Source organism: Cytobacillus sp. EB106-05-05-XG126 (genome assembly GCF_058791715.1).
In genome coordinates, this window is the sequence record NZ_JBYTDU010000002.1 from 42,732 (window position 1) to 63,029 (window position 20,298).

19 protein-coding genes are annotated in these 20,298 nt (G+C 42.5%); 15 read left to right on the forward strand and 4 right to left on the reverse strand.

Annotated elements, in window-relative coordinates; translation table 11 throughout:
• Window positions 1-47 precede the first annotated feature (47 nt).
• Window positions 48-917 (forward strand): D-amino-acid transaminase, encoded by an 870-nt coding sequence (gene dat, locus AC3WTL_RS10725; RefSeq protein ID WP_492369411.1) that lies wholly within the window; start codon window positions 48-50, stop codon window positions 915-917.
• A gap of 50 nt (window positions 918-967) precedes the next feature.
• Here the strand turns inward: dat and cysK are convergent, their stop codons facing one another.
• A complete protein-coding gene (cysK, locus tag AC3WTL_RS10730) occupies window positions 968-1,900 on the reverse strand; it encodes a cysteine synthase A (protein ID WP_222500174.1) in 933 nt (310 codons plus the stop codon).
• A 498-nt stretch (window positions 1,901-2,398) separates the two neighbouring features.
• Between cysK and thpR the strand changes: the two genes are divergently transcribed.
• The 5 genes from thpR (at window position 2,399) to AC3WTL_RS10755 (ending at window position 8,411) form a co-directional block, all read left to right on the forward strand.
• Complete coding sequence (thpR, locus tag AC3WTL_RS10735) at window positions 2,399-2,977, forward strand: RNA 2',3'-cyclic phosphodiesterase (RefSeq protein ID WP_222500176.1); 579 nt, start codon at window positions 2,399-2,401, stop codon at window positions 2,975-2,977.
• A gap of 65 nt (window positions 2,978-3,042) precedes the next feature.
• Window positions 3,043-4,020 carry a nuclease-related domain-containing protein gene (locus AC3WTL_RS10740; RefSeq protein WP_222500178.1) on the forward strand — a complete coding sequence of 326 codons (978 nt, stop codon included), beginning with the start codon at window positions 3,043-3,045 and terminating at the stop codon, window positions 4,018-4,020.
• Window positions 4,010-4,978 (forward strand): diacylglycerol/lipid kinase family protein, encoded by a 969-nt coding sequence (locus tag AC3WTL_RS10745; RefSeq protein WP_252219588.1) that lies wholly within the window; start codon window positions 4,010-4,012, stop codon window positions 4,976-4,978. Before AC3WTL_RS10740 ends, AC3WTL_RS10745 begins: the two co-directional genes overlap by 11 nt.
• A gap of 63 nt (window positions 4,979-5,041) precedes the next feature.
• Window positions 5,042-7,192 carry a type I pullulanase gene (gene pulA, locus AC3WTL_RS10750; protein WP_252219586.1) on the forward strand — a complete coding sequence of 717 codons (2,151 nt, stop codon included), beginning with the start codon at window positions 5,042-5,044 and terminating at the stop codon, window positions 7,190-7,192.
• A gap of 445 nt (window positions 7,193-7,637) precedes the next feature.
• Window positions 7,638-8,411, forward strand: a complete 774-nt coding sequence (locus tag AC3WTL_RS10755; RefSeq protein ID WP_197213056.1) for a phosphotransferase family protein — start codon at window positions 7,638-7,640, stop codon at window positions 8,409-8,411.
• Window positions 8,412-8,414: 3 nt separating this feature from the next.
• On the opposite strand, the gene AC3WTL_RS10760 is transcribed toward AC3WTL_RS10755, so the two are convergent.
• Window positions 8,415-8,693, reverse strand: coding sequence for a YtzH-like family protein (locus AC3WTL_RS10760; protein ID WP_035330369.1), 279 nt, complete (start codon window positions 8,691-8,693; stop codon window positions 8,415-8,417).
• Between the two features lie 221 nt (window positions 8,694-8,914).
• Between AC3WTL_RS10760 and trmB the strand changes: the two genes are divergently transcribed.
• Window positions 8,915-9,553 carry a tRNA (guanosine(46)-N7)-methyltransferase TrmB gene (gene trmB / locus AC3WTL_RS10765; RefSeq protein ID WP_197213058.1) on the forward strand — a complete coding sequence of 213 codons (639 nt, stop codon included), beginning with the start codon at window positions 8,915-8,917 and terminating at the stop codon, window positions 9,551-9,553.
• Between the two features lie 147 nt (window positions 9,554-9,700).
• Window positions 9,701-10,543: a YtnP family quorum-quenching lactonase gene (locus AC3WTL_RS10770; protein ID WP_222500185.1), complete on the forward strand. Its 843-nt coding sequence runs from the start codon at window positions 9,701-9,703 to the stop codon at window positions 10,541-10,543.
• 46 nt (window positions 10,544-10,589) lie between these two features.
• On the opposite strand, the gene AC3WTL_RS10775 is transcribed toward AC3WTL_RS10770, so the two are convergent.
• A complete protein-coding gene (locus AC3WTL_RS10775) occupies window positions 10,590-10,904 on the reverse strand; it encodes a PepSY domain-containing protein (protein WP_048010824.1) in 315 nt (104 codons plus the stop codon).
• Window positions 10,905-11,338: 434 nt separating this feature from the next.
• Between AC3WTL_RS10775 and AC3WTL_RS10780 the strand changes: the two genes are divergently transcribed.
• Window positions 11,339-12,412, forward strand: a complete 1,074-nt coding sequence (locus tag AC3WTL_RS10780) for a M42 family metallopeptidase (protein WP_197213060.1) — start codon at window positions 11,339-11,341, stop codon at window positions 12,410-12,412.
• Between the two features lie 54 nt (window positions 12,413-12,466).
• The gene (locus AC3WTL_RS10785; protein ID WP_048010826.1) at window positions 12,467-12,979 is read left to right on the forward strand and encodes a DUF84 family protein; all 513 of its coding nucleotides are present in this window, start codon (window positions 12,467-12,469) and stop codon (window positions 12,977-12,979) included.
• A gap of 20 nt (window positions 12,980-12,999) precedes the next feature.
• Here AC3WTL_RS10785 and AC3WTL_RS10790 read toward each other — a convergent pair whose 3' ends face one another.
• Window positions 13,000-13,446: a YtoQ family protein gene (locus AC3WTL_RS10790; RefSeq protein WP_163142289.1), complete on the reverse strand. Its 447-nt coding sequence runs from the start codon at window positions 13,444-13,446 to the stop codon at window positions 13,000-13,002.
• 162 nt (window positions 13,447-13,608) lie between these two features.
• On the opposite strand from AC3WTL_RS10790, the gene AC3WTL_RS10795 reads away from it, so the two are divergent.
• The 5 genes from AC3WTL_RS10795 (at window position 13,609) to AC3WTL_RS10815 (ending at window position 20,221) form a co-directional block, all read left to right on the forward strand.
• Complete coding sequence (locus AC3WTL_RS10795; protein ID WP_248348241.1) at window positions 13,609-14,121, forward strand: outer membrane protein assembly factor BamD; 513 nt, start codon at window positions 13,609-13,611, stop codon at window positions 14,119-14,121.
• 327 nt (window positions 14,122-14,448) lie between these two features.
• Window positions 14,449-15,471 (forward strand): PTS sugar transporter subunit IIC, encoded by a 1,023-nt coding sequence (locus AC3WTL_RS10800; RefSeq protein WP_197213067.1) that lies wholly within the window; start codon window positions 14,449-14,451, stop codon window positions 15,469-15,471.
• On the forward strand, window positions 15,468-15,785 hold the full coding sequence (locus AC3WTL_RS10805; protein WP_197213069.1) for a thioredoxin family protein: 318 nt from the start codon (window positions 15,468-15,470) through the stop codon (window positions 15,783-15,785). Before AC3WTL_RS10800 ends, AC3WTL_RS10805 begins: the two co-directional genes overlap by 4 nt.
• 163 nt (window positions 15,786-15,948) lie before the next feature.
• A complete protein-coding gene (locus AC3WTL_RS10810) occupies window positions 15,949-16,749 on the forward strand; it encodes a DUF1444 domain-containing protein (RefSeq protein ID WP_492369412.1) in 801 nt (266 codons plus the stop codon).
• A 637-nt stretch (window positions 16,750-17,386) separates the two neighbouring features.
• Entirely contained in the window at window positions 17,387-20,221 is a 2,835-nt protein-coding gene (locus AC3WTL_RS10815; RefSeq protein ID WP_252219575.1) for a DNA translocase FtsK, read from the forward strand.
• Window positions 20,222-20,298 lie beyond the last annotated feature (77 nt).

Consider the following 20,298-nt stretch of genomic DNA (forward strand, 5'->3'; position numbering starts at 1 on the left):
ACAGCTGACAGATAGACATACAAATCATATACAGGGAGTGTCGGGAAATGGAATATGTCATTTTGAATGGTAATTTGATCGAACGTTCAAAAGCGAAAGTCGATATTGAGGATCGCGGTTATCAATTTGGTGATGGCGTCTATGAAGTAATCCGCGTCTATAACGGAAAAATGTTTACAGCAGATGAGCATCTTGAAAGGCTTCTTGAAAGCGGCAATAAAATAGAGCTGAACATTCCTTATTCCAAGGATCAGCTTAAACAGATGCTTATAGAAATGATTGATAGAAATAATCTTGAACTGGGTATTGTTTATATGCAATTTTCCAGGGGGACGTCTCCTAGAAATCATGCATATCCTGGTGCAGATGTTGCACCGGTGCTTACCGCCTATACCCGTGAAACCACTAGGCCGGTTGAATCAATGAGAAATGGAGTTAAAGCTATTCTGATTGAAGACATCCGCTGGCTGCGATGTGATATAAAGAGCCTGAATTTGCTGGGCAACATCATGGCGAAGCAAAAAGCAGCCCAATCCGGCTGTTTTGAAGCCATTCAGCATCGCGGAGATACGGTGACTGAGGGAAGTTCTTCTAATATAGCCATTGTAAAGGATGGAACACTTTATACACACCCTGCAACAAATTTGATCTTAAATGGCATTACCCGCCGCAAGATCAATGAGATCTGCAGGGAAAATGGAATAGCACTTAAAGAATCAGCTTTTATTAAGGAAGATTTGCTGGCAGCAGATGAAGTCTTTATGTCCAGCACCTCAGCTGAAGTTACTCCGATTATCGAGATTGAAGGAAAGCCGGTTGGTAATGGAAGTCCTGGTCCCATCACAAATAAATTACAGAACTTTTTTGAAGAGGCTATTGAAAAACAGTGCGGCAGCTTGACGGTTAAAATTAGATAATTCTTAAACGAAAGTCCCCAGGAATATTTCCTGGGGTCTTTTACCTTAGCTTATTCAAACTGAAACAGATCGCTTGAAAGGTATCTTTCTCCGGTATCGCAGACGATGAATACGACAACATCATCCGGCTTTAGCCTTTTTGCAACCTGGATGGCGGCATAGCAGGCAGCTCCTGAGGATGGACCGACTAATATCCCTTCTTCTCTTGCCATTCTGCGTGTGGTATCATATGCTTCTTCATCTTTGATTTGATGGATTTCATCATAAACATCCGTATTGAGAATTTCCGGAACAAATCCGGGACTTGTGCCGACAAGCTTGTGCCTGCCAGGCTTTCCGCCTGATAGGACGGGCGAGCCTTTTGGCTCCACTACATGCACTTCCACCCCCGTATAATGCTCTTTCAGAACTTCACCTGTGCCGGTAATCGTGCCGCCCGTACCTGCCGTGGCAACGAAGGCAGACAGTGGTTTGCCGATTTCCTTCATAGCCTCAATAATTTCGATGGCAGTTGAGTGGCGGTGCGCATCAGGGTTAGCGTTATTTTCAAATTGCATTGGCACAAAGCTGTTTGGAATTTCCTTAGCCAGTTCATTTGCTTTATTAATAGCACCGGGCATTTTGTCATCTCCAGGAGTCAGGACAACTTCTGCTCCATATGCTTTTAAAAGGTTGATGCGCTCTGCCGTCATAGTATCAGGCATAACCAGAATGGCCTTATAGCCGCGTGCTGCTGCATTCATTGCCAGCCCGATGCCGGTGTTTCCGCTTGTTGGTTCAATGATGGTTGAACCAGGTTTTAATTTGCCTGCTTTCTCCGCTTCGATAATCATATTATATGCCGCGCGGTCTTTTACACTGCGGCTTGGATTGTAGAATTCAAGCTTTGCATAAATGCTTGCGCCATTTTCAGGTGCCAGCTTATTTAATTTCACAAGTGGTGTATCTCCAATTAAGTCCGAAAGATTGTTGACAACTTTCATCTGACTCTCCCTTTCAAATATGACTTTATTTATGGCTGTTTTCTAAAGGTGTTGCTTTTTGTATCTTATTTACTGAGTTGATTGCAGCGGAAGGTGCGAGACTCCTGCGGGAGTAGCGGGGCAGGTGAGACCCCGCAGACGCGCAGCGTCGAGGAGGCTCACCGCCCGCCCCGCGGAAAGCGAGCAGCCTGGAGCGGAAATCAACGGACAACATTGATAGGCCAAAAACAACAATATATACGAAAAGAGCCTTATTTAATAACAAGGAAGTTTAATATATAGAACTATTATCTTTGTTATTTTATGTCCATTTGTTTATTTTCATCCTGATAAAGGAAATCTAAATCTATCCGTAATATATCCATCATACTAAAACAGACTATTCCAATCAAATCAAAAGGAATTGGATGGATGACAAAAATAAGAGGACAAACAGAAACTATCTGCCAATTTCAACAGATGTTTGTTAAAATAAGTGGAAATATGGAGGAATATCAAGTGTCCAAACAAATGAATGCTCATTTTTTCTTTGCGGTGAAATTGCCTGATGAAACAAAGGAAAAGTTAAAGGAATATATGGAATGTGTAAGTCTCAAACTGCCTTTTAGCCGCTGGGTTCACCATGAAGATTATCATATTACTTTAGCATTCCTTGGATCGGCCCCCGAAGAAAAACTGCAGAAAGCATCCGGGCTTATCGCTGATTCCATCAGAAACGAAAAGACTTTTCCGCTGTACATCAGCAAACTTGGCGTATTCGGAAAACAAGAAGCGCCAAGAATTTTCTGGTGTGGAACACAGCAGGACAAACATCTTCAAGACTTAAGATTGAAAGTATATTCAGCCTGTCAGGAAGCTGGCTTTAAGTTGGAGACAAGACCGTTTAAGCCTCATATAACCATGGCAAGAAAATGGGCCGGTACAGGTCCATTTCAGCAAAGTCTGCTCGATGCTAACAGTCCTTTTAAAGACGGGCACCTCGAGTTTGAAGCTTCAGAAGTTGTTCTATATCAAACTCATCTGGATAAATCGCCGAAATATGAAAGTATTGCCATCTTTCCGCTTTTGGCGGAATAAAATAATTACATACTTAAACAGTAAATGATAGATAGAAAGTTATTTACGAAAGCAGGGCTAGGAGAATGGGACAGTTAATTAAATTGCAGGATTATGTATCACGTTACCAGCAGGACATTTTTGTATATCCTTCCCGTTTTGTCAGGCTGAAAAAACAGCAGTGGGATAAATGGCATAAAACGTGGGAATCAAATGAATCCTTTACCCCTCGACCCGCGCAGCATGATACTTCGGGCACAGCGGACTGGTCCGATGTAGAAAAAGAGCCGCTGATGGAAAAAATAAAGGGGTTATTAAAAAGGGGCAGGAATGAAGAATTTGAGCAATATGATCCTGTCGAAAATAAAGTGAAAAAGGAGGAAGATGTGCTTGAATTTGAAGCCTGGTTTGCTGTACGTCCAGAAACAATAGAGAATCTAAAACACCAGTTTCTGGACCAGCTTTACCGGTTCCAGATGAAATGGGCAACCTCCACACTAACGGAAAAATCCTTTCCCGAGAAGCACTACTATTATGATGAAAAGCTAAAATATTTTCTGCAGAGATATCCGGATACGTATCTTGTCATGTATAATCCGATCTTTTTATTGAAAAGGGCTCCTGTTGAAACAGAAATTATTGTCATAGGACCGACAGAGGTATGGTGCATCAGCTTTTTGGAGCAGGAAGATTCAGCGGTATTCACAGGTTCAAGGGATAGATTCTGGACAAAAAAGGGAAAAGGGGAAGAAAAAAAAGTCCTGAATCCGCTGCTTGCATTAAATAGAACAGAAAAAATTATCCGGAAAATATTTGAAATTCATTCTATTGAATTGCCGGTTAAAAAAGCTGTACTTACGCGAAATGGCTATATTGATTATCCTGCAGCACCGGCAGATGTACAGCTGGTCGAGAAAAGGACCTATGATCAATGGTTTCAGGCAATGAGAAGTCAGCGTTCTCCCCTCAAGCATGCTCAATTAAAAGGAGCACAGGCACTGCTTCAATATTGCCAGACTGCATCAGTCAAAAGACTGGAGTGGGAGAATCGGAATGAATCCTGAAACGTTCCACGGGGATAATCCACTTATGTTCATTATTAATCCGCAGGCGAAAAATGGTTATTGCCTGAAAGTCTGGGGAAAGGTTGAGCAGAAGCTGCAAGAGGAAAATATCTCTTACTCTGCCGTCAGGACAGAATACCGCGGCCATGCCAGGGAATTGGCAAAGATTTATATAGAACAGGCAGGCGGACAAAGGTTGTATCTTGTTGCTGTGGGCGGAGACGGAACGGTTCATGAAGTGATGAATGGCGCGGCGGGTCATCAGAATGTGACTGTCGGGTTTATTCCGGGAGGGTCCGGGAACGACTTCTCGCGGGGCTTTGATATCCCTAAAGACCCGGAGGAATCTTTAACCGCAATACTTAAGGGAATTAGTCATGCTGTGAAGGGCGATATCGGAATGATTAGACACACAGATGGGAAAACAACATATTTTATTAATAATATGGGTGCAGGATTTGATGCACTGATTTCCCGGAAAGTAAACAGTTCAAAGATCAAGGGTATCTTGAATCAGCTTTCTCTGGGCAAATTTGTATACGCTCTCTTTCTTATAAAAGAGCTGTTTTTCTATAAATGCTCTGATCTTGAAATCATCATTGACGGAAAAAAACATCAAATAAGGTCAGCCTGGTTTATCACTATTTCCAATCAGCCATTCTACGGAGGCGGTATGAAGATTTCTCCGGATGCAAACCCCTTTGATGGAATTCTAAATGTTACGGTAGTCCACAATATATCCAGGATTAAACTTTTGTTTGTATTTGCCTCTGTCTTCAAGGGGAGACATATAGGATTTAAAGAAGTCGCAATCCTGCAGGGCAGAAATATCAGCATTCGTTCTTCACATCCCATCCCTGCCCACGCAGATGGCGAGATTCTGGGCAGCACACCGATTTCAACATCTGTTTGCCCGGAATTCATTTCAATAATTAAAGGATATGTTAAAGAAGGGTGATGACTTTTAGGAGAGAGCTGCTCTTAAATTACCGTCCTACTAAGCAAAGGAGCTGAGTTCGGAATGATAACGATTGAACGGACTTTTAATGCATACCTGGATGAAATGCACATCATTACGATTCTACTTCCTTTCAGCTATCATCAGGGACGTTCTTCCGGGTTCTCTCTCCTTTCAGACGTGGAGGAAGAGTTTCCTGTAGACATATTGCAAAGCAACCCGATTGAGGACGCCGTTAAATATACATGCAAAATAGACCATGATGTGGAATTCGGGAAACAATATTGGATAGTGGATGAATATGGCGGAAAAACAGACCTGCAAATCGGAGCGGTCATTCGAACAAGTGATTTTGATAAGAAGTTCTATTATGACGGACCTCTAGGTATATCATACAGCAAAGAAAAGACGTGCTTCAGGCTCTGGGCTCCGACAGCCGCAATGGTAAAGCTGAAGTTAAAAGGAGCATTGGAGGGGGAAGCGGAGCTTTTTCCAATGACAAGAGGCGAGAGGGGAGTCTGGAGCTGTGAAGCAGCCGGTGACCTCGATCGTTTTCTTTATTCTTTCCTGGTATGCATTAACCTGGAGTGGAAAGAAGCTGTAGATCCATATGCTGTGTCCTCGGCTATGAATGGTGAATATGGGGCTGTCGTCAATCTGGAAAGTACAAAAATAAAGAAGCCTGAGCTTCCAACGCTCCATCAGCCGACAGATGCTATCATATATGAAACACATATTAGGGATTTTACCATTCATCCAGGGAGCGGGGCACAACAGAAAGGCCTTTATCTGGGAGCGGGCGAGAAAAACACTGTTGGCAGTGACGGGGAGCCGACATGCCTGTCATATGTCAAACAGCTCGGTGTAACTCACATTGAGTTTCTGCCTGTCCATGACTTTGAAGGTGTAAATGAAAAAAGTCCAAAAGAAGAATACAACTGGGGTTATAATCCGCTCCATTTTAATGTCCCGGAAGGAAGCTATTCTTCCGATCCCCTGGATCCCTATTCACGGATTAGAGAATTGAAAGCTTTGGTTCAGGCTGTTCATTCCCAAGGGCTTAGAGTCATAATGGACGTAGTCTACAACCATGTATATATTCGTGAGCATTCTTCTTTTGAAAAAATCGTACCGGGCTATTTCTTCCGCCATGATCAATATGGAATGCCTTCAAATGGCACCGGAGTTGGAAATGACTTTGCTTCTGAGCGCCTGATGGCCAGGAAATTTATTGCTGATTCCGTATCATACTGGATGAAGGAATATCAAATTGATGGTTTCAGGTTTGATTTGATGGGTATCCTCGATATCGAAACGATGAATGAGGTTCGCAGAATTTCGGAATCAATTGACCCTGCTGTCATTATCATTGGAGAAGGCTGGGATTTGAATACCCCTATACCGGAAGACCGGAAAGCAAGCATCCGCAATCAGGAAAAGCTGCCGGGAATCGGCCAATTCAATGACTGGTTCAGAGATTCCATCAAAGGCAGCACCTTTAATTTATATGATAAAGGATACGCGTTAGGGAATGACCATTACTATGATGCGGCAAAGCAGGTATTGGCCGGAAGCATTGGCCTTGAAAAAAAGGAGAAAGGCATCTTCCTTTCCCCATCGCAATCAGTAAATTACGTGGAATCCCACGATAATCACACTCTATGGGATAAAATCCTGGTTTGTTCTGAAAATGCGGATTCGATTACACAGCAAAAAAAGCACCGATTGGCAACCGTAATGGTACTCCTGTCACAGGGAATTCCATTTCTGCATAGCGGGCAGGAATTTTATCGGACCAAAGGCGGGAATGGAAACAGCTACCGGGCTCCAGACTCCATCAATCAACTGGACTGGGAGAGAAAATCACGTTATTTCAATAATGTTGAATATATTAAAGGGATGATCAGCATTAGAAGGTCAATTCCTCTTTTCAGGCTTGCCGATGCAGAATTAATCCGGAATTCCATGCGGTTCATGGATATTAAAAAACCGCTAATTGGATATGTCTTAACCAGCTCTGATCAAAATGCCGGGTGCAGCCGCGCAGCAGTTATTATCAATCCTTCAGCGACGGAAGAAGAAATTCTGCTTCCGGACGGGGATTGGGACCTAATTGCAGATGAATATACAGCCGGCAATTCCACAATACGCAAGATAAGCACCAGATTGACAATTCCGCCAATAAGTTCATATGTGCTGGTTTGCAGAAAATAGAAATAGGCTGCTGCTTTTTTCTGCAAACATTACCCTCAATTAGAAAATACTGATATAAACACCTGAAAAAACATCATTTTTCCTGATGATATTCCGTAAACCTAAATAGATGCACTTGACGAAAAAAGCCAGTAAGAATAAAATTTATAAAGATGGCTATTGTGAGGAACTTACATCAATAGCTCTTTTTTTTATTTTTAGTTCCGTTACATTAGTGGTTTTATATTTGCTGATTACTTTTGTGCATTATTGGTGCTTTACTTAATTAACCTGATAAACAGCTATATTTGCAAAAATGCATTATAGTCGTATAGAACATAACATTACTAAGCAACGGCCCTTTTATCGGCCATGGCAAAATAAGTCTTGATGCAAAAAACAGGGCTTATTTTTCAACTCAAGCTATTTAACAACCAATGGCTTATTAAATTGCAGGTGAACAATTTTGGAACATTTATTTGGACATGACTGGGAGATTGTTCCCGCCGGAGGGGCGACAGGGGAAGCTTTTTATGCAAAGAACGATGAGCAGAGGCTTTTTCTTAAAAGAAACTCTTCTCCTTTCCTGGCGGTTCTATCTGCGGAAGGAATCGTCCCGAAACTTATCTGGACAAAAAGAATGGAAAATGGAGACGTTATAACTGCCCAGCAATGGCTTAATGGACGGGAGCTGAAAGCTTCTGACATGAACCGGGAAAGCGTGGCAAAGCTTTTGAGGAAGATCCACTCTTCAAAGCCGCTGCTTGGTATGCTGACAAGAATGGGGAAGTCTCCGCTGCAGCCTGAAACTCTTCTGCATTTGATAGAGGAAGAGCTGGACTGTGATTTGAAGGAGCAGGCTGCTGTTATTCAGTCGGTCGATTTCCTTAAAAAAGAAGTTTCGCATATCCGCTGTGAAGAAAATACGGTGTGCCACTGCGATGTGAATCATAACAACTGGCTGCTTGCGGAAAACAACCAGCTGTACTTGATTGATTGGGATGGAGCCATGATAGCAGATCCCGCCATCGACCTGGGCATGCTGCTATATTGGTACATTCCTAAAGAAGAATGGCCGAATTGGCTTGAGCGGTATGGCATTCAATTGACAGAGGATTTGCTGCTCCGCATGAAATGGTATGTGATTGCACAGACTTTGACATCTATCCAATGGCATAAAAATAAATTCAGATTCCAGGAAATGGACAAGTGGCTTTCTTACCTGGATGAGCTTCTATGAGATTTACGAAAATTGATCAATATCCTGTACCCATTGTGATAAATCATTCTGATGGGATTCAATGTGGGTATCCAATTGGGAAGAATTGATTCCATGCTGACTGTATTCATAAATTTCTTCTAATACTGTTTTTACGTTTTGATTAATGTTTCCGTTGATCATTAATGATTTAACCAGGCGTTCCAATTGTTCACATTCTGAAATAGAGCCACAGCAATCTGTCTGATGATTGCTTAAAATATCTTTTAATAAATTTAATTGATCCTGGTGTCCAAGCGGCATGAAAAACACCCTTTCTTTTGAATCTGAAAATAAGTGCAAAAGGAATTCACTTTTAGGTTGTGGATTCCTTTTTTATTTATTCATGCGGGGATGTAATTTAAGTGTTTAAATGCCATTAGGTTAAACTGCAGGCAAGGGATAAACCAAATTAAAAAATAAAGTTGCATCACAGTGATGGGCATGATATTGTTTGAACGATATTAATTTTTAGGAGTGTCAATATGCGACAGCGAAATAAACCCTGGGCAAAGGATAAATTAGCCGAATATCCTCAATACGTAATTTCAGAACCTGAAAAATATAAAGGAAAGTGGAAGGAAGCATTCGATAAAGATCAGCCCCTTCATATAGAAATTGGAACAGGAAAAGGCCGCTTCATAACTGGTATGGCAAAAGCAAACCCGGATATTAACTATATTGGAATTGAGCTGGCTGAAAGCGTAATTGTCACCGCACTGGATCGTATCATTGAGGAAGAGCTTCCAAATATAAAGCTTTTGAATGTAAACGCAAATGATCTTCGGGACTACTTTGAAAAAGGCGAAGTCAATCGTGTCTACCTCAATTTTTCAGATCCATGGCCGAAGAAGCGTCATGCAAAACGCAGGCTGACTTATAGAAGCTTCCTGGATATTTATGAAGATATTCTTGTGGATAAGGGAGAAATTCACTTCAAGACCGATAACCAGGGACTGTTTGAATCTTCTCTTATGAGTTTTTCCGATTATGGCATGCTGCTGACATTTGTCAGCCTCGATCTTCACAATAGTGACTTTGAAGGAAACATCATGACCGAATATGAAGAAAAGTTCTCATCAAGGGGAAGCCGTATATTCCGGTGTGAAGTGCAATACAGATAATTGAGTCTATCCATATGGATAGACTTTTTATTTTTTGTATTTGCGCATAAATAGTTTAAATATTTCTATAAGTAAGCGCTTAAATGTTATGATGTGGTAAAGGGAAAGTGAGCGCTTGCTCAGAAATCATAACTGGAGGGGATTTTCATGGAAACATTGAAGTTAAATAACTTAAAGCTGTCCTGGCTTCGCGGCGGTGTCACATATCTTGACGGCGGAGCCATGTTTGGAGTAGTTCCGAAGCCTTTGTGGTCAAAAAGATATCCATGCAATGAAAGAAATCAGATCGAGCTGAGAACAGATCCCATTCTTATTCAATTTGAAGGTAAGAATATTTTAGTCGAATCTGGTCTGGGAAATGGGAAACTGAATGAAAAACAGAAGAGGAATTTCGGAGCGCTTGAAGAGTCGTTTGTTGAACAGGATTTAGCGAAGCACGGTTTGTCTCCAAGGGATATCGATTATATCCTTATGACGCATCTTCATTTTGATCATGCCTGCGGACTGACGAAACCGGAAGAAGGAAAGTTCTCTTCAGTATATCCTAACGCCAGAATCATCGCATCACGGGTGGAATGGGAGGAAATGAGAAATCCTAATATTCGCTCAAGAAATACATATTGGAAGGAAAACTGGGAGTCCATTCAGGATCAGGTGGAAGTTTTTGATGGGGAGTGGACACTCGGCCCTATTAAAATGGTGCATACAGGCGGCCATAGTGACGGACATTCCATCCTGATTATAGAAGATGAAGACGATACCGTCATTCATATGGCTGATATCATGCCTACACATGCCCATGCAAATGTTTTATGGGTCCTCGCTTATGATGACTACCCGATGGATTCCATCAGCGCCAAGGAAAAATGGATGGAATACGGGATGAAGAAAAATGCATGGTTCACTTTTTACCACGATGCTTTCTACAGGGCAGTCAAGTGGGATGAAGCAGGAAATATTGCTGAAAAAGTGGAAAAGCAAAAAAGCTAAAAAATCCCCATCCGGGGATTTTTTAATACAACTCGGCTGCTGGCGATTAATGCAGCGGGAAGACGTCCAAAATGGTTCCAGTCTCTGCATCAGCAATGAACTCATACTGCTCGGCTTCCTCACCGGAAAATCTTGAAATGCCGCCCTTATAGACCTGATATTTTAAATGTCCCTTTTCATAAGGTTCAGCTTTCATTTGAATCCATGAACCACTAATCGGACCTTCCTGCTTAAAGGCATCCTTTGCATTAGCTAAAGCTTTTTCCGGGGAAACAGAAGTTTTCTGCGAAAGCAATTCCCTTGCTGCGTATCCGCTTGCCAAACCAACTCCTACACCTAACATAAAAGATTTCCAATTCATAATTGCACCTCCCCAGGCTGATGATATAAGCAATTCATTATTAAAATTTTCTGTTTTCCAAATCTATCTTACCAAAAATAGGCTGGAACTAAAATAAATATTGCATTTCGTCAGTCGAAATTTCCTGGCTGAAATGGTGGAAAGACGTATGAAAGTTCTGTAAAATAAGATCATCGCAGTCTAACGGGCAGTAAGACCCCCGCTTCAAATCTAAGATGAATTAAAGGAGGATAAGTGAGGGGCAAACTGCCCGTAAAGGCCCGAAAAACGAACAAAGACTAAGAACGCCACGTCCTGTGGCAACGTCTTTGTGACCCACTTCCTGTGGGCCGCAACTAACAATCAGCAGGGAGAAAAGCACTCCCCACTGATTGAAGTTTCACTTTATACATATCTGCATAGACAATCTATTGATTGAAAAAGGAGAAGAATAAATGAACGAAAAAACTTTGCAGCTTTTTAAAACATTGACAGAGTTGCCCGGGGCACCTGGAAACGAGCATTTAGTCCGGAAATTCATGCGCGAACAAATCAGCCAATATACAGATGAAGTTGTTCAGGATAAGCTGGGGGGCATCTTCGGAGTTAAAAGAGGGGATGAAAGCGGCCCGACTGTAATGGTAGCAGGACATATGGATGAAGTGGGATTCATGGTCACAAGCATTACAGATAATGGCATGATCCGTTTTCAGACACTTGGAGGCTGGTGGAGCCAGGTCTTACTGGCACAAAGAGTACAAATTATTACAGATCAGGGACCTGTGACAGGAGTTATCGGTTCCATTCCTCCGCATCTTTTAGACGAAGCAAAGCGCTCAAAGCCGATGGAAATAAAGAATATGCTGATTGACATTGGGGCGGATGACCGTGAAGATGCCAAAAGAATAGGCATTAAGCCAGGACAGCAAATTCTGCCTATCTGTCCATTCACACCAATGGCGAATGAAAAGAAAATACTGGCGAAAGCTTGGGATAACCGTTACGGATGCGGCTTGGCTGTGGAGCTTTTAGAGGAAGTCCAGAATGAAGCTCTTCCCAATATCCTTTATTCAGGAGCAACAGTTCAGGAAGAGGTTGGCTTAAGAGGTGCACAGACAGCAGCGAATATGATCACTCCTGATATTTTCTTTGCGCTGGATGCAAGCCCTGCCAACGATATGACAGGGGATAAAAACGAGTTCGGGCACTTAGGCAAGGGAGCTCTGCTGCGAATACTTGATCGTTCAATGGTAACGCACCGGGGCATGAGGGAGTTTGTACTGGATACAGCCGAAACGAATAACATCCCATATCAGTATTTCGTCTCACAGGGCGGAACAGACGCCGGAAAAGTTCATGTATCCAACGAAGGTGTTCCCAGTGCAGTAATCGGCATTTGCTCCCGCTATATCCACACACATGCATCCATCGTGCATGTCGACGATTATGCAGCGGCAAAAGAATTGCTTGTTAAACTTGTAAAGTCTTGTGACCGTTCAACAGTAGAGACAATTCGTCAAAACAGTTAATCAGATGAGACAGCAGGTGCTGTCTCTTTTTCCTGTCAAAAGAAAGGAGCATTTATGAAAATCATCATTGGTTCAAAAAATCCTGCAAAGATTTCGGCAGTACAGGCGGCCTTTAGTGATTATGAAGCAGACATTATGTCCGAAGATGTGCCCTCGGGAGTGAATGATCAGCCATTTTCTGATGAAGAAACCATTAAAGGGGCCATTAACAGAGCTTTTGGAGCACTTGAAATATCCGGAGGTCAAATCGGCATTGGGTTAGAGGGAGGTGTGCAAAAAACAGAATATGGGCTTTTTCTCTGTAACTGGGGGGCTCTGGCGGAAAAAGAAAAGCCTCCGATTATTGCAGGCGGAGCAAGGATTCCTCTTCCTGATGCTGTTGCAGAAAGGCTATCAGCTGGCGAAGAACTGGGTCCTGTCATGGATGATTATGCACAAATAGAAAACGTCCGTAAAAATGAAGGAGCAGTTGGAATTTTTACAAATGGGCAGATTGACCGTGCTGCCATGTTCTCGCATGTCATGAAGCTTCTTATCGGGCAATATGAATATAGAAAAAGGGGATAGCATAGCGCTACCCCCTTTTTTTATTCGGTTTCAAAGATGTACGACAAAACTTTCAATGCCTGGCTGACAGTTTCAACAGTAACATTTGCTTTGCTTGAAAGCTCTTTTAGAGGGTGGTGAAGTTCCTTTGGACGGATAAGGATCAGCGGCTTTCCAAGTGCGGCAGCTGCGCTTGCATCCATGGCGGTGTTCCATTGCTTGTACTTCTCACCAAATAATGCAATCACCAGATCTGATTTTTGCATTAGAAGCTGTGTTCTTAAGTTATTAATGCCTGAAGCAGCTTCATCTCGAAGTATTGCATCTGGCTGCGTCCCGAGAATTTCCTCTCCAATCATGTCAGAACGGTCATGATTTTCCATTGGACCTGTAAAATGAACAGGCAGCTGTAATAATTTTGCTTTTTCCTTTATTTCATTGCGCCAATTGGAATGTATTTCACCTGCTAAATAGACGGTTATTTCCATTCTTTTTCCTCCTTTATGCAATATTCTTATATTTTAACATTTCTTCTAGGAAGTAACGCAGTGAAAAGGCTGCCAATCCTGATATGAAGGGTTGTCAGACTATTGAGAAGAAATGTATGATAGGGAAGGATATGAGAATCCATGCAAGGAGGGGACAATAGAATGAGTAAAAGATTCACCGCAGCCTTGCTCTTATTTATTTCATTTATAATGCTCAGTGCCTGTTCAGCATCGTTGGAAGAAGAGCAAACCGCCGCAAAGAATGCTGCAGAGGAAGCATTTAACCAATCACCTGAAAAGACCAATCATAAGTTTGAAGATATAGAATATTATTTGCCTTTCGGCTATGAAGTAGAAGAGGCAAGCCCAAATAACATCATCTTAAAAAATGGTTCGAAACGATACATCCTTTTTTACAACCAGCATGAAGATTCGGACAGCAAGATTGTTTATGATGCTACCTTAAAGCAGAAAGATGAATTTGAAGTTAAAGAGACGTTTACAAAAGAGGGACATAATGGCTTCCTATTAATTAACAGCGGAAAGAAAGACGAACATGAATTGGTCGTTGGGATTGGAGGCGTAAAATTATCAACGCAGGCTAAAACCAGAAATTTATCCTCTGACGCCGCTGCGATGATGGAAATAGCCAATTCTGTTCAAATGAATAACTAAAACGAGGGGCGCTGCCCTTCGTTTTTTTGTTTTGTCTTAATAAGCAGCTGAATCTTTAATTTATATAATAGAAAGCCCCTGACAAAAGAACAATAAAAATACAGAAGATTTTATATTACAAGTGTCTTTACATATGTTATCTTATAAAGTGAAACTTCAATCAGTGGGGAATGCTTCTCTCCCCACTGATTGTTAGTTGAACCAATCGGGCCTTTACGGGCAGTTTGCCCCCACTTAACCTCCTTTGATTCCTCTGAGTCTTGAAGTGGGGGTCTTACTGCCCGTTAGACTGCGATAAATGCAGAACTTTTACATAGGGGGAAAATTATGAGAGCTTTTCTGAATCGAAAAGGGGTTACCCTTTCAGCTAAAGTTTATTTTATAGATGCACTGAGCAGCATGGCGCTGGGCTTGTTTGCTTCGCTGATCATCGGGCTGATTATTAAGACAATTGGGGAACAGACTGATATCAAATATTTGCAGGAAATGGGCCTTCTGGCAATGGGGCTGATGGGGCCTGCCATTGGAGTGGCAGTTGCATACGGACTGAATGCACCGCCGCTGGTTGTCTTTTCAGCCATCGCAAGCGGGGCTGCAGGCGCGGCTCTCGGGGGGCCGGCAGGGAGCTTCGCTGCAGCCCTTATTTCCACGGAACTTGGTAAATTGGTCAGTAAGGAAACAAAAGTGGATATCATTGTAACACCGCTTGTAACCATTGCATCGGGTTATGTCGTATCTACTCTTATTGGACCCGGAATTGACTTTGGGATGAAAAGCTTTGGCAGCCTGATCATGTGGGGAACCGAACAAAGGCCGATCCTCATGGGTATCATCGTCGCGGTATTAATGGGACTTGCCTTGACGGCTCCCATCTCTTCAGCTGCCATTGCACTTATGCTTGATTTGCACGGAGTTGCAGCAGGAGCTGCCACAATTGGCTGTGCAGCACAAATGGTCGGCTTCGCTGTGAGCAGCTACAGGGAAAATAAAATGGGCGGTTTAATTGCGATAGGAATTGGAACATCCATGCTTCAGGTTCCTAATATTATTAGGAACCCTCGCATCCTTATTCCGCCAACAATCGCAGGTGCGATCCTCGCACCGTTTGGCACGACCATCTGGCTGATGGAAAACAATGCTGCAGGGGCAGGGATGGGTACAAGCGGGCTTGTTGGCCAGATTATGACTTTTACCACGATGGGCTTTGGCCCGGACGTTTGGATGAAGGTCATCATCTTGCATATTATTGGACCCGCTCTCATCAGCCTGATATTATCTGAATATATGAGGAAAAAAGGCTGGATCCAATATGGAGACCTACATATCAGCACAGGGGGCGGAAGGAAATGAAAAAATTGGAATCAATAGAGCAATTTAACGAGATGCGCAGCAGCGGGAAACACATTTTCATGTTTTCAGCAGACTGGTGTCCTGATTGCCGGGTGATTGAACCGGTATTGCCTGAAATTGAAGCAAAATATAGGGACTATAATTTCGTTTATGTAGACCGCGATCAATTCATTGATCTTTGCATTGAGCTTGATGTCTTTGGCATTCCGAGCTTCATTGGATTCAGGGATGGTCAGGAGCTCGGCCGCTTTGTCAGCAAAGACCGCAAAACTCAGGAAGAAATCGAGAACTTTATTCAAACTCTGGAAAACTAGGCCTGGCAATTATTTGATAAAACAGCTTCAGCGCCTGCCCCCTCGATTTCAGTGGCGGGCAAGTCACTTCCGCTTTTATGCCCTCCTGCATCTTTTTTGAGCAGGAGGGTTTATTAGTGTAAAATGATAGTCGGAAATCAATCCCCAAAGGAGGGGCTTATATATGAAAATGGATAGCAGGAAAATGAAAAATGAATTGGAGCAGCGCTTAGCAAAAGAGAACCGAACTTTCTCTTTTGACAGGGAAAAAGATCAGCTTAGAATAGAAAATAAGAACACGGGAAAGGGGATTACCATCTCTCTGCCGGGCATTATAGCTAAATGGCAGGAGCAAAAGGAAAAAGCGATTGACGAAGTCGTTTATTATGTGGAAGAAGGTCTGGAAGCAATGGTGGAGGATGCTCATTTATCCGGACATGAAAAAAACATTTTTCCGGTCATTCGATCAACCTCTTTTCCGGGTGAATCACAGGAAGGCGTTCCTTTTATGACAGATGAACACACGGCTGAAACCCGGATCTATTATGCCCTTGACCTCGGTAAAACGTATCGACTTATTGATGCACAGCTAATGGAAAAAGAGGGCTGGAATCCGGAAAGAATTAAAGAAACGGCTCTATTTAATGTAAGATCTCTCTCGACAGATATGAAATCGGATACTGTAGCAGGCAACACTTTCTATTTCTTAAATAAAAATGATGGATATGATGCAAGCAGGATACTGAATGATTCGTTCATTAAAGAAATGAGCAGGAAAGCAGAAGGAACCATGGCAGTGGCAATTCCGCATCAGGATGTATTAATCATTGCTGATATTAAAAATGAAACAGGCTATGACGTTCTCGCCCAGATGACTATGAGTTTCTTTGCGAGCGGAAGAGTGCCCATTACTTCCCTATCATTTTTATACGAAAATGGAGAGTTTGAACCCATATTTATTTTGGGTAAGAATAAAAAGAAATAGCTTTTAAAGGCCACATCAATGTGGTCTTTTTTATTGGCTGTTTTCGCAAGGTTTGTTGCTAATTGTATATTATTTACTGAGTTGATTGTAGCGGAAGGGGCGAGATCCTCGAAAATGCCTTCGTATTTTCTTCGTGCGGTGTTTTACTCAAGAAAGTATATTCAAAGTCCTGAGGGAGTAGCGGGACAGGTGAGACCCCGCAGACGCGCAGCGTCGAGGATGCTCAGCGCCTGCCCACGGTTCGCTGAGCATCCTGGAGCGGAAATAAACGGGCAGCATTGATGGGTGAAAATACAACAATTCATACGAAAAGAGTCTTTTTGTTAACCGTGCTGATCCATTCTGAAAAAAGGGAAATAAACCCCCAGGAGTGATTATTTGTTTTCGAATTATATAACAATCAATTATTTCTATTAAAAAGTAAAACAGAATTGTGAAAAAAGTCAGATGTCTGTACAAATAAATCTTTTAACTGCTCTGAGTCGAAAGTATGTCTGCAGCTCTTCGTTTGTTTGTAAATTTACCCATTCTGCCTTTAAAAGGACTCATTCTCGGATTTCTTATTCAAAATCTGTGAATAACTGCTAAAATAATAGAGATAGTCTAACAAAGTTTTTGATAGAAAGAGTTGATATAAATGAGCTGGATTAAGAAGCTGTTCCATATGTTTAAAGATAATGATGAAGACTATGAGGAATTTGAAGACCATGCGGATGAGCAAAACCAAGAGAAAAAGCCTGCTTCTCAAAGTACAAAAGAAAGTTCAAGAGATGTAGACGCTAAAGTAGTTTATCAATATCCTAAAGGCCAATTCCGTTTTCCGGTCATACCTGACCATGAAGCAGCCCGGGATAATAAGAGGCAGCAAAAGCAGGAGTATACACGCGGGCAGACGGTTAAAGAAACACCTGAAAAACGGCAGCCAAGGATAAGGGAAACGGAGCGGCAGAGAAAACCGGCGGATTCTCCATTTCATGAAAAAAGGGTGCCCCGTTCCGCAGAAAGGGAGCGGCAAAAAAAGACTGCGCCATCACCTGCAAGTGAAGAAAAAATCCTGACCCGCAACGAAAGAGAGGCTGCCAATAAGAAAAGGCCTTTCCAGCCAACAGAAATTCCATCCCCGATATATGGTTTTAAGAGACCAGGTTCAAACACTCCTAAGGATCAATCAGGGAACGGGGAACAGGAAAATAACCGCAGGGAAATTACATACGATGAGGTTATGCGCAAAATTCAGCAGAAGCCTCAAAATAGGCCGAAGATGGCTGCTGCTGATTCGCCAAAAGAAAGAAAAACCGTCATTACTGATAAGCTGGAAGCTTTCCAGGGACAGGCTGCTGCATTGGAAAAAGAGGAACCGGTAGCAAAAAAATATAAAATAGGTGAAGCATCTGAATTAATGTTTGAAGTTCCAGAGGAAAACCAAGAAAAAGAACCCTGTGAAGTGGAAACACATGCAGCATTGGACGATGAGCTGGAACCTGTCATCCATCCTGATTCTTCCAAACCAGCAGGCAATGAGTTTTCAAACCATGAAGAGAGCATTGATCATGAAAAAAAATCTGAAGTCAGCAGATCGCTCGCAAATATGATTGAAGAGGCTCTTCATGAAGAAGAAACAGAAGAATACACAGAAGACACAGCAGAACTTTCCGGACAGGATGATTTAAATTCTAATGCGATCCCTGAACCAGAGGCTGAAGAGGTTCTAGAGGAAGGTCAATTAATCCAGGATATAAACATAGAATCAGAGAATGAAGATATGCCGAATCCAGTGCAGGAAAAAAATGTTCAAGAGGAAAAGCCTTCTTCCAGAGGGTCAATCCCATTCAACGTCATTATGCTGAACAATGACAGAAAAAAAATGAACCAGCAGGGGAAAATATCAAAGCCTGCAGATGAAAAAAAAAATAATATCACGGTGTTTCCATCTGAAAGCATCCAGCAGACTGCTGCTTCAGCGGAAAGAATGGAGGATTACCCGACTTCACCGGAATCGGACAGGATGAAGGAACAGCAGATATATCGGGCGGAAGATGACATTTCGTATTACCAATTCCCTTCGCGGACATTACTGACACCGCCGGTAATCATGGATGAAACATCTGATTGGCTTTACGAACAGGAACAGATGTTAAACTCCACCCTGCAGAATTTCAATGTCAGGGCCAGGGTAGTCAATGTTACGCAAGGACCTTCTGTAACAAGATTTGAAGTGCAGCCTGAACCGGGGGTCAAGGTGAATAAAATCACGAACCTCTCAGATGATATCAAGCTTAGTCTGGCAGCAAGGGATATTAGGATTGAGGCACCAATTCCAGGAAAGCATACAATCGGCATTGAGGTTCCAAACCAGAGCAGCCGTCCGGTATTTATCAGTGAGATCATAAACACCCCTGAGTTCCAGAATGGCAGCTCCCCATTGACTGCTGTGCTTGGCCTCGATATCTCAGGAAAGCCGATTGTGACGGATTTAAGGAAAATGCCCCACGGTTTAATTGCCGGTGCAACGGGATCAGGGAAAAGCGTCTGTATCAACACGATCCTTGTAAGCCTTTTGTATAAGGCAAGTCCGGATGAATTAAAGCTTCTCCTGATTGACCCGAAAATGGTCGAACTTGCACCATATAATCGAATCCCCCATTTAGTCAGCCCGGTTATTACCGATGTAAAAGCAGCAACAGCTGCCCTGAAGTGGGCTGTAGAGGAAATGGAGCGGAGATATGAATTATTTGCCCATGCCGGTGTGCGGGATATAAACCGTTTTAATGAGCTGGCTGAAGAGCATCAGCAATATTCAGAGAAGCTTCCATTTATGGTCATTGTGATTGATGAGCTGGCAGACCTGATGATGATGGCGCCGGCCGATGTGGAAGAAGCCATTTGCCGGATTGCACAGAAAGCCCGTGCATGCGGAATGCATCTGATTATCGCAACCCAGCGGCCTTCCGTAGATGTTATTACCGGCTTAATCAAAGCGAATGTCCCAACAAGGATTGCATTCTCTGTGTCATCTCAAATTGATTCAAGAACAATCATTGATATAAGCGGAGCGGAAAAGCTGCTGGGCCGGGGAGATATGCTTTTCCTTGAAAATGGATCCTCAAAGCCGGTCAGGCTCCAAGGGACATTTGTTTCAGACAAAGAAATTGATGATGTCGTAGCCCATGTACGCAGGGAACAAGAACCTGATTACTTATTTGAGCAGGAAGAGCTTCTGAAAAAAGCCCAAGCCATTGAAGAAGAGGATGAACTGTTTTTTGAAGCATGCGAGTTTGTTGTTGATCAGGGCTCTGCTTCCACTTCAAGTCTGCAAAGAAGATTTAAAATAGGCTATAATAGGGCAGCCAGGCTGATTGATATGATGGAAAAACAAGGATTCATTTCAGAAAATAGAGGCAGCAAACCAAGGGATGTCCTTATTACTGCGGCTGATCTTGAATCCATACAAGACACTAGTACATTAAATTAATCCATGGTATTCTTTACTTGCATGTTTAAAATAATATGAATAACTACTACGATAACGAAGAAAGCATTCATAAGCCG

Bases quoted from the DNA above. Each gene is read 5' to 3' on its own strand.
- AC3WTL_RS10780 (WP_197213060.1), top strand. From the start codon at position 11,339: ATGAACGAAAAAACTTTGCAGCTTTTTAAAACATTGACAGAGTTGCCC.
- AC3WTL_RS10760 (WP_035330369.1), bottom strand. From the start codon at position 8,693: ATGCCGCTTGGACACCAGGATCAATTAAATTTATTAAAAGATATTTTA.
- AC3WTL_RS10770 (WP_222500185.1), top strand. From the start codon at position 9,701: ATGGAAACATTGAAGTTAAATAACTTAAAGCTGTCCTGGCTTCGCGGC.
- AC3WTL_RS10805 (WP_197213069.1), top strand. From the start codon at position 15,468: ATGAAAAAATTGGAATCAATAGAGCAATTTAACGAGATGCGCAGCAGC.
- cysK (WP_222500174.1), bottom strand. From the start codon at position 1,900: ATGAAAGTTGTCAACAATCTTTCGGACTTAATTGGAGATACACCACTT.
- AC3WTL_RS10745 (WP_252219588.1), top strand. From the start codon at position 4,010: ATGAATCCTGAAACGTTCCACGGGGATAATCCACTTATGTTCATTATT.
- AC3WTL_RS10740 (WP_222500178.1), top strand. From the start codon at position 3,043: ATGGGACAGTTAATTAAATTGCAGGATTATGTATCACGTTACCAGCAG.
- AC3WTL_RS10810 (WP_492369412.1), top strand. From the start codon at position 15,949: ATGAAAATGGATAGCAGGAAAATGAAAAATGAATTGGAGCAGCGCTTA.
- AC3WTL_RS10815 (WP_252219575.1), top strand. From the start codon at position 17,387: ATGAGCTGGATTAAGAAGCTGTTCCATATGTTTAAAGATAATGATGAA.
- AC3WTL_RS10795 (WP_248348241.1), top strand. From the start codon at position 13,609: ATGAGTAAAAGATTCACCGCAGCCTTGCTCTTATTTATTTCATTTATA.
- AC3WTL_RS10785 (WP_048010826.1), top strand. From the start codon at position 12,467: ATGAAAATCATCATTGGTTCAAAAAATCCTGCAAAGATTTCGGCAGTA.
- pulA (WP_252219586.1), top strand. From the start codon at position 5,042: ATGATAACGATTGAACGGACTTTTAATGCATACCTGGATGAAATGCAC.
- AC3WTL_RS10790 (WP_163142289.1), bottom strand. From the start codon at position 13,446: ATGGAAATAACCGTCTATTTAGCAGGTGAAATACATTCCAATTGGCGC.
- AC3WTL_RS10800 (WP_197213067.1), top strand. From the start codon at position 14,449: ATGAGAGCTTTTCTGAATCGAAAAGGGGTTACCCTTTCAGCTAAAGTT.
- trmB (WP_197213058.1), top strand. From the start codon at position 8,915: ATGCGACAGCGAAATAAACCCTGGGCAAAGGATAAATTAGCCGAATAT.
- AC3WTL_RS10775 (WP_048010824.1), bottom strand. From the start codon at position 10,904: ATGAATTGGAAATCTTTTATGTTAGGTGTAGGAGTTGGTTTGGCAAGC.
- dat (WP_492369411.1), top strand. From the start codon at position 48: ATGGAATATGTCATTTTGAATGGTAATTTGATCGAACGTTCAAAAGCG.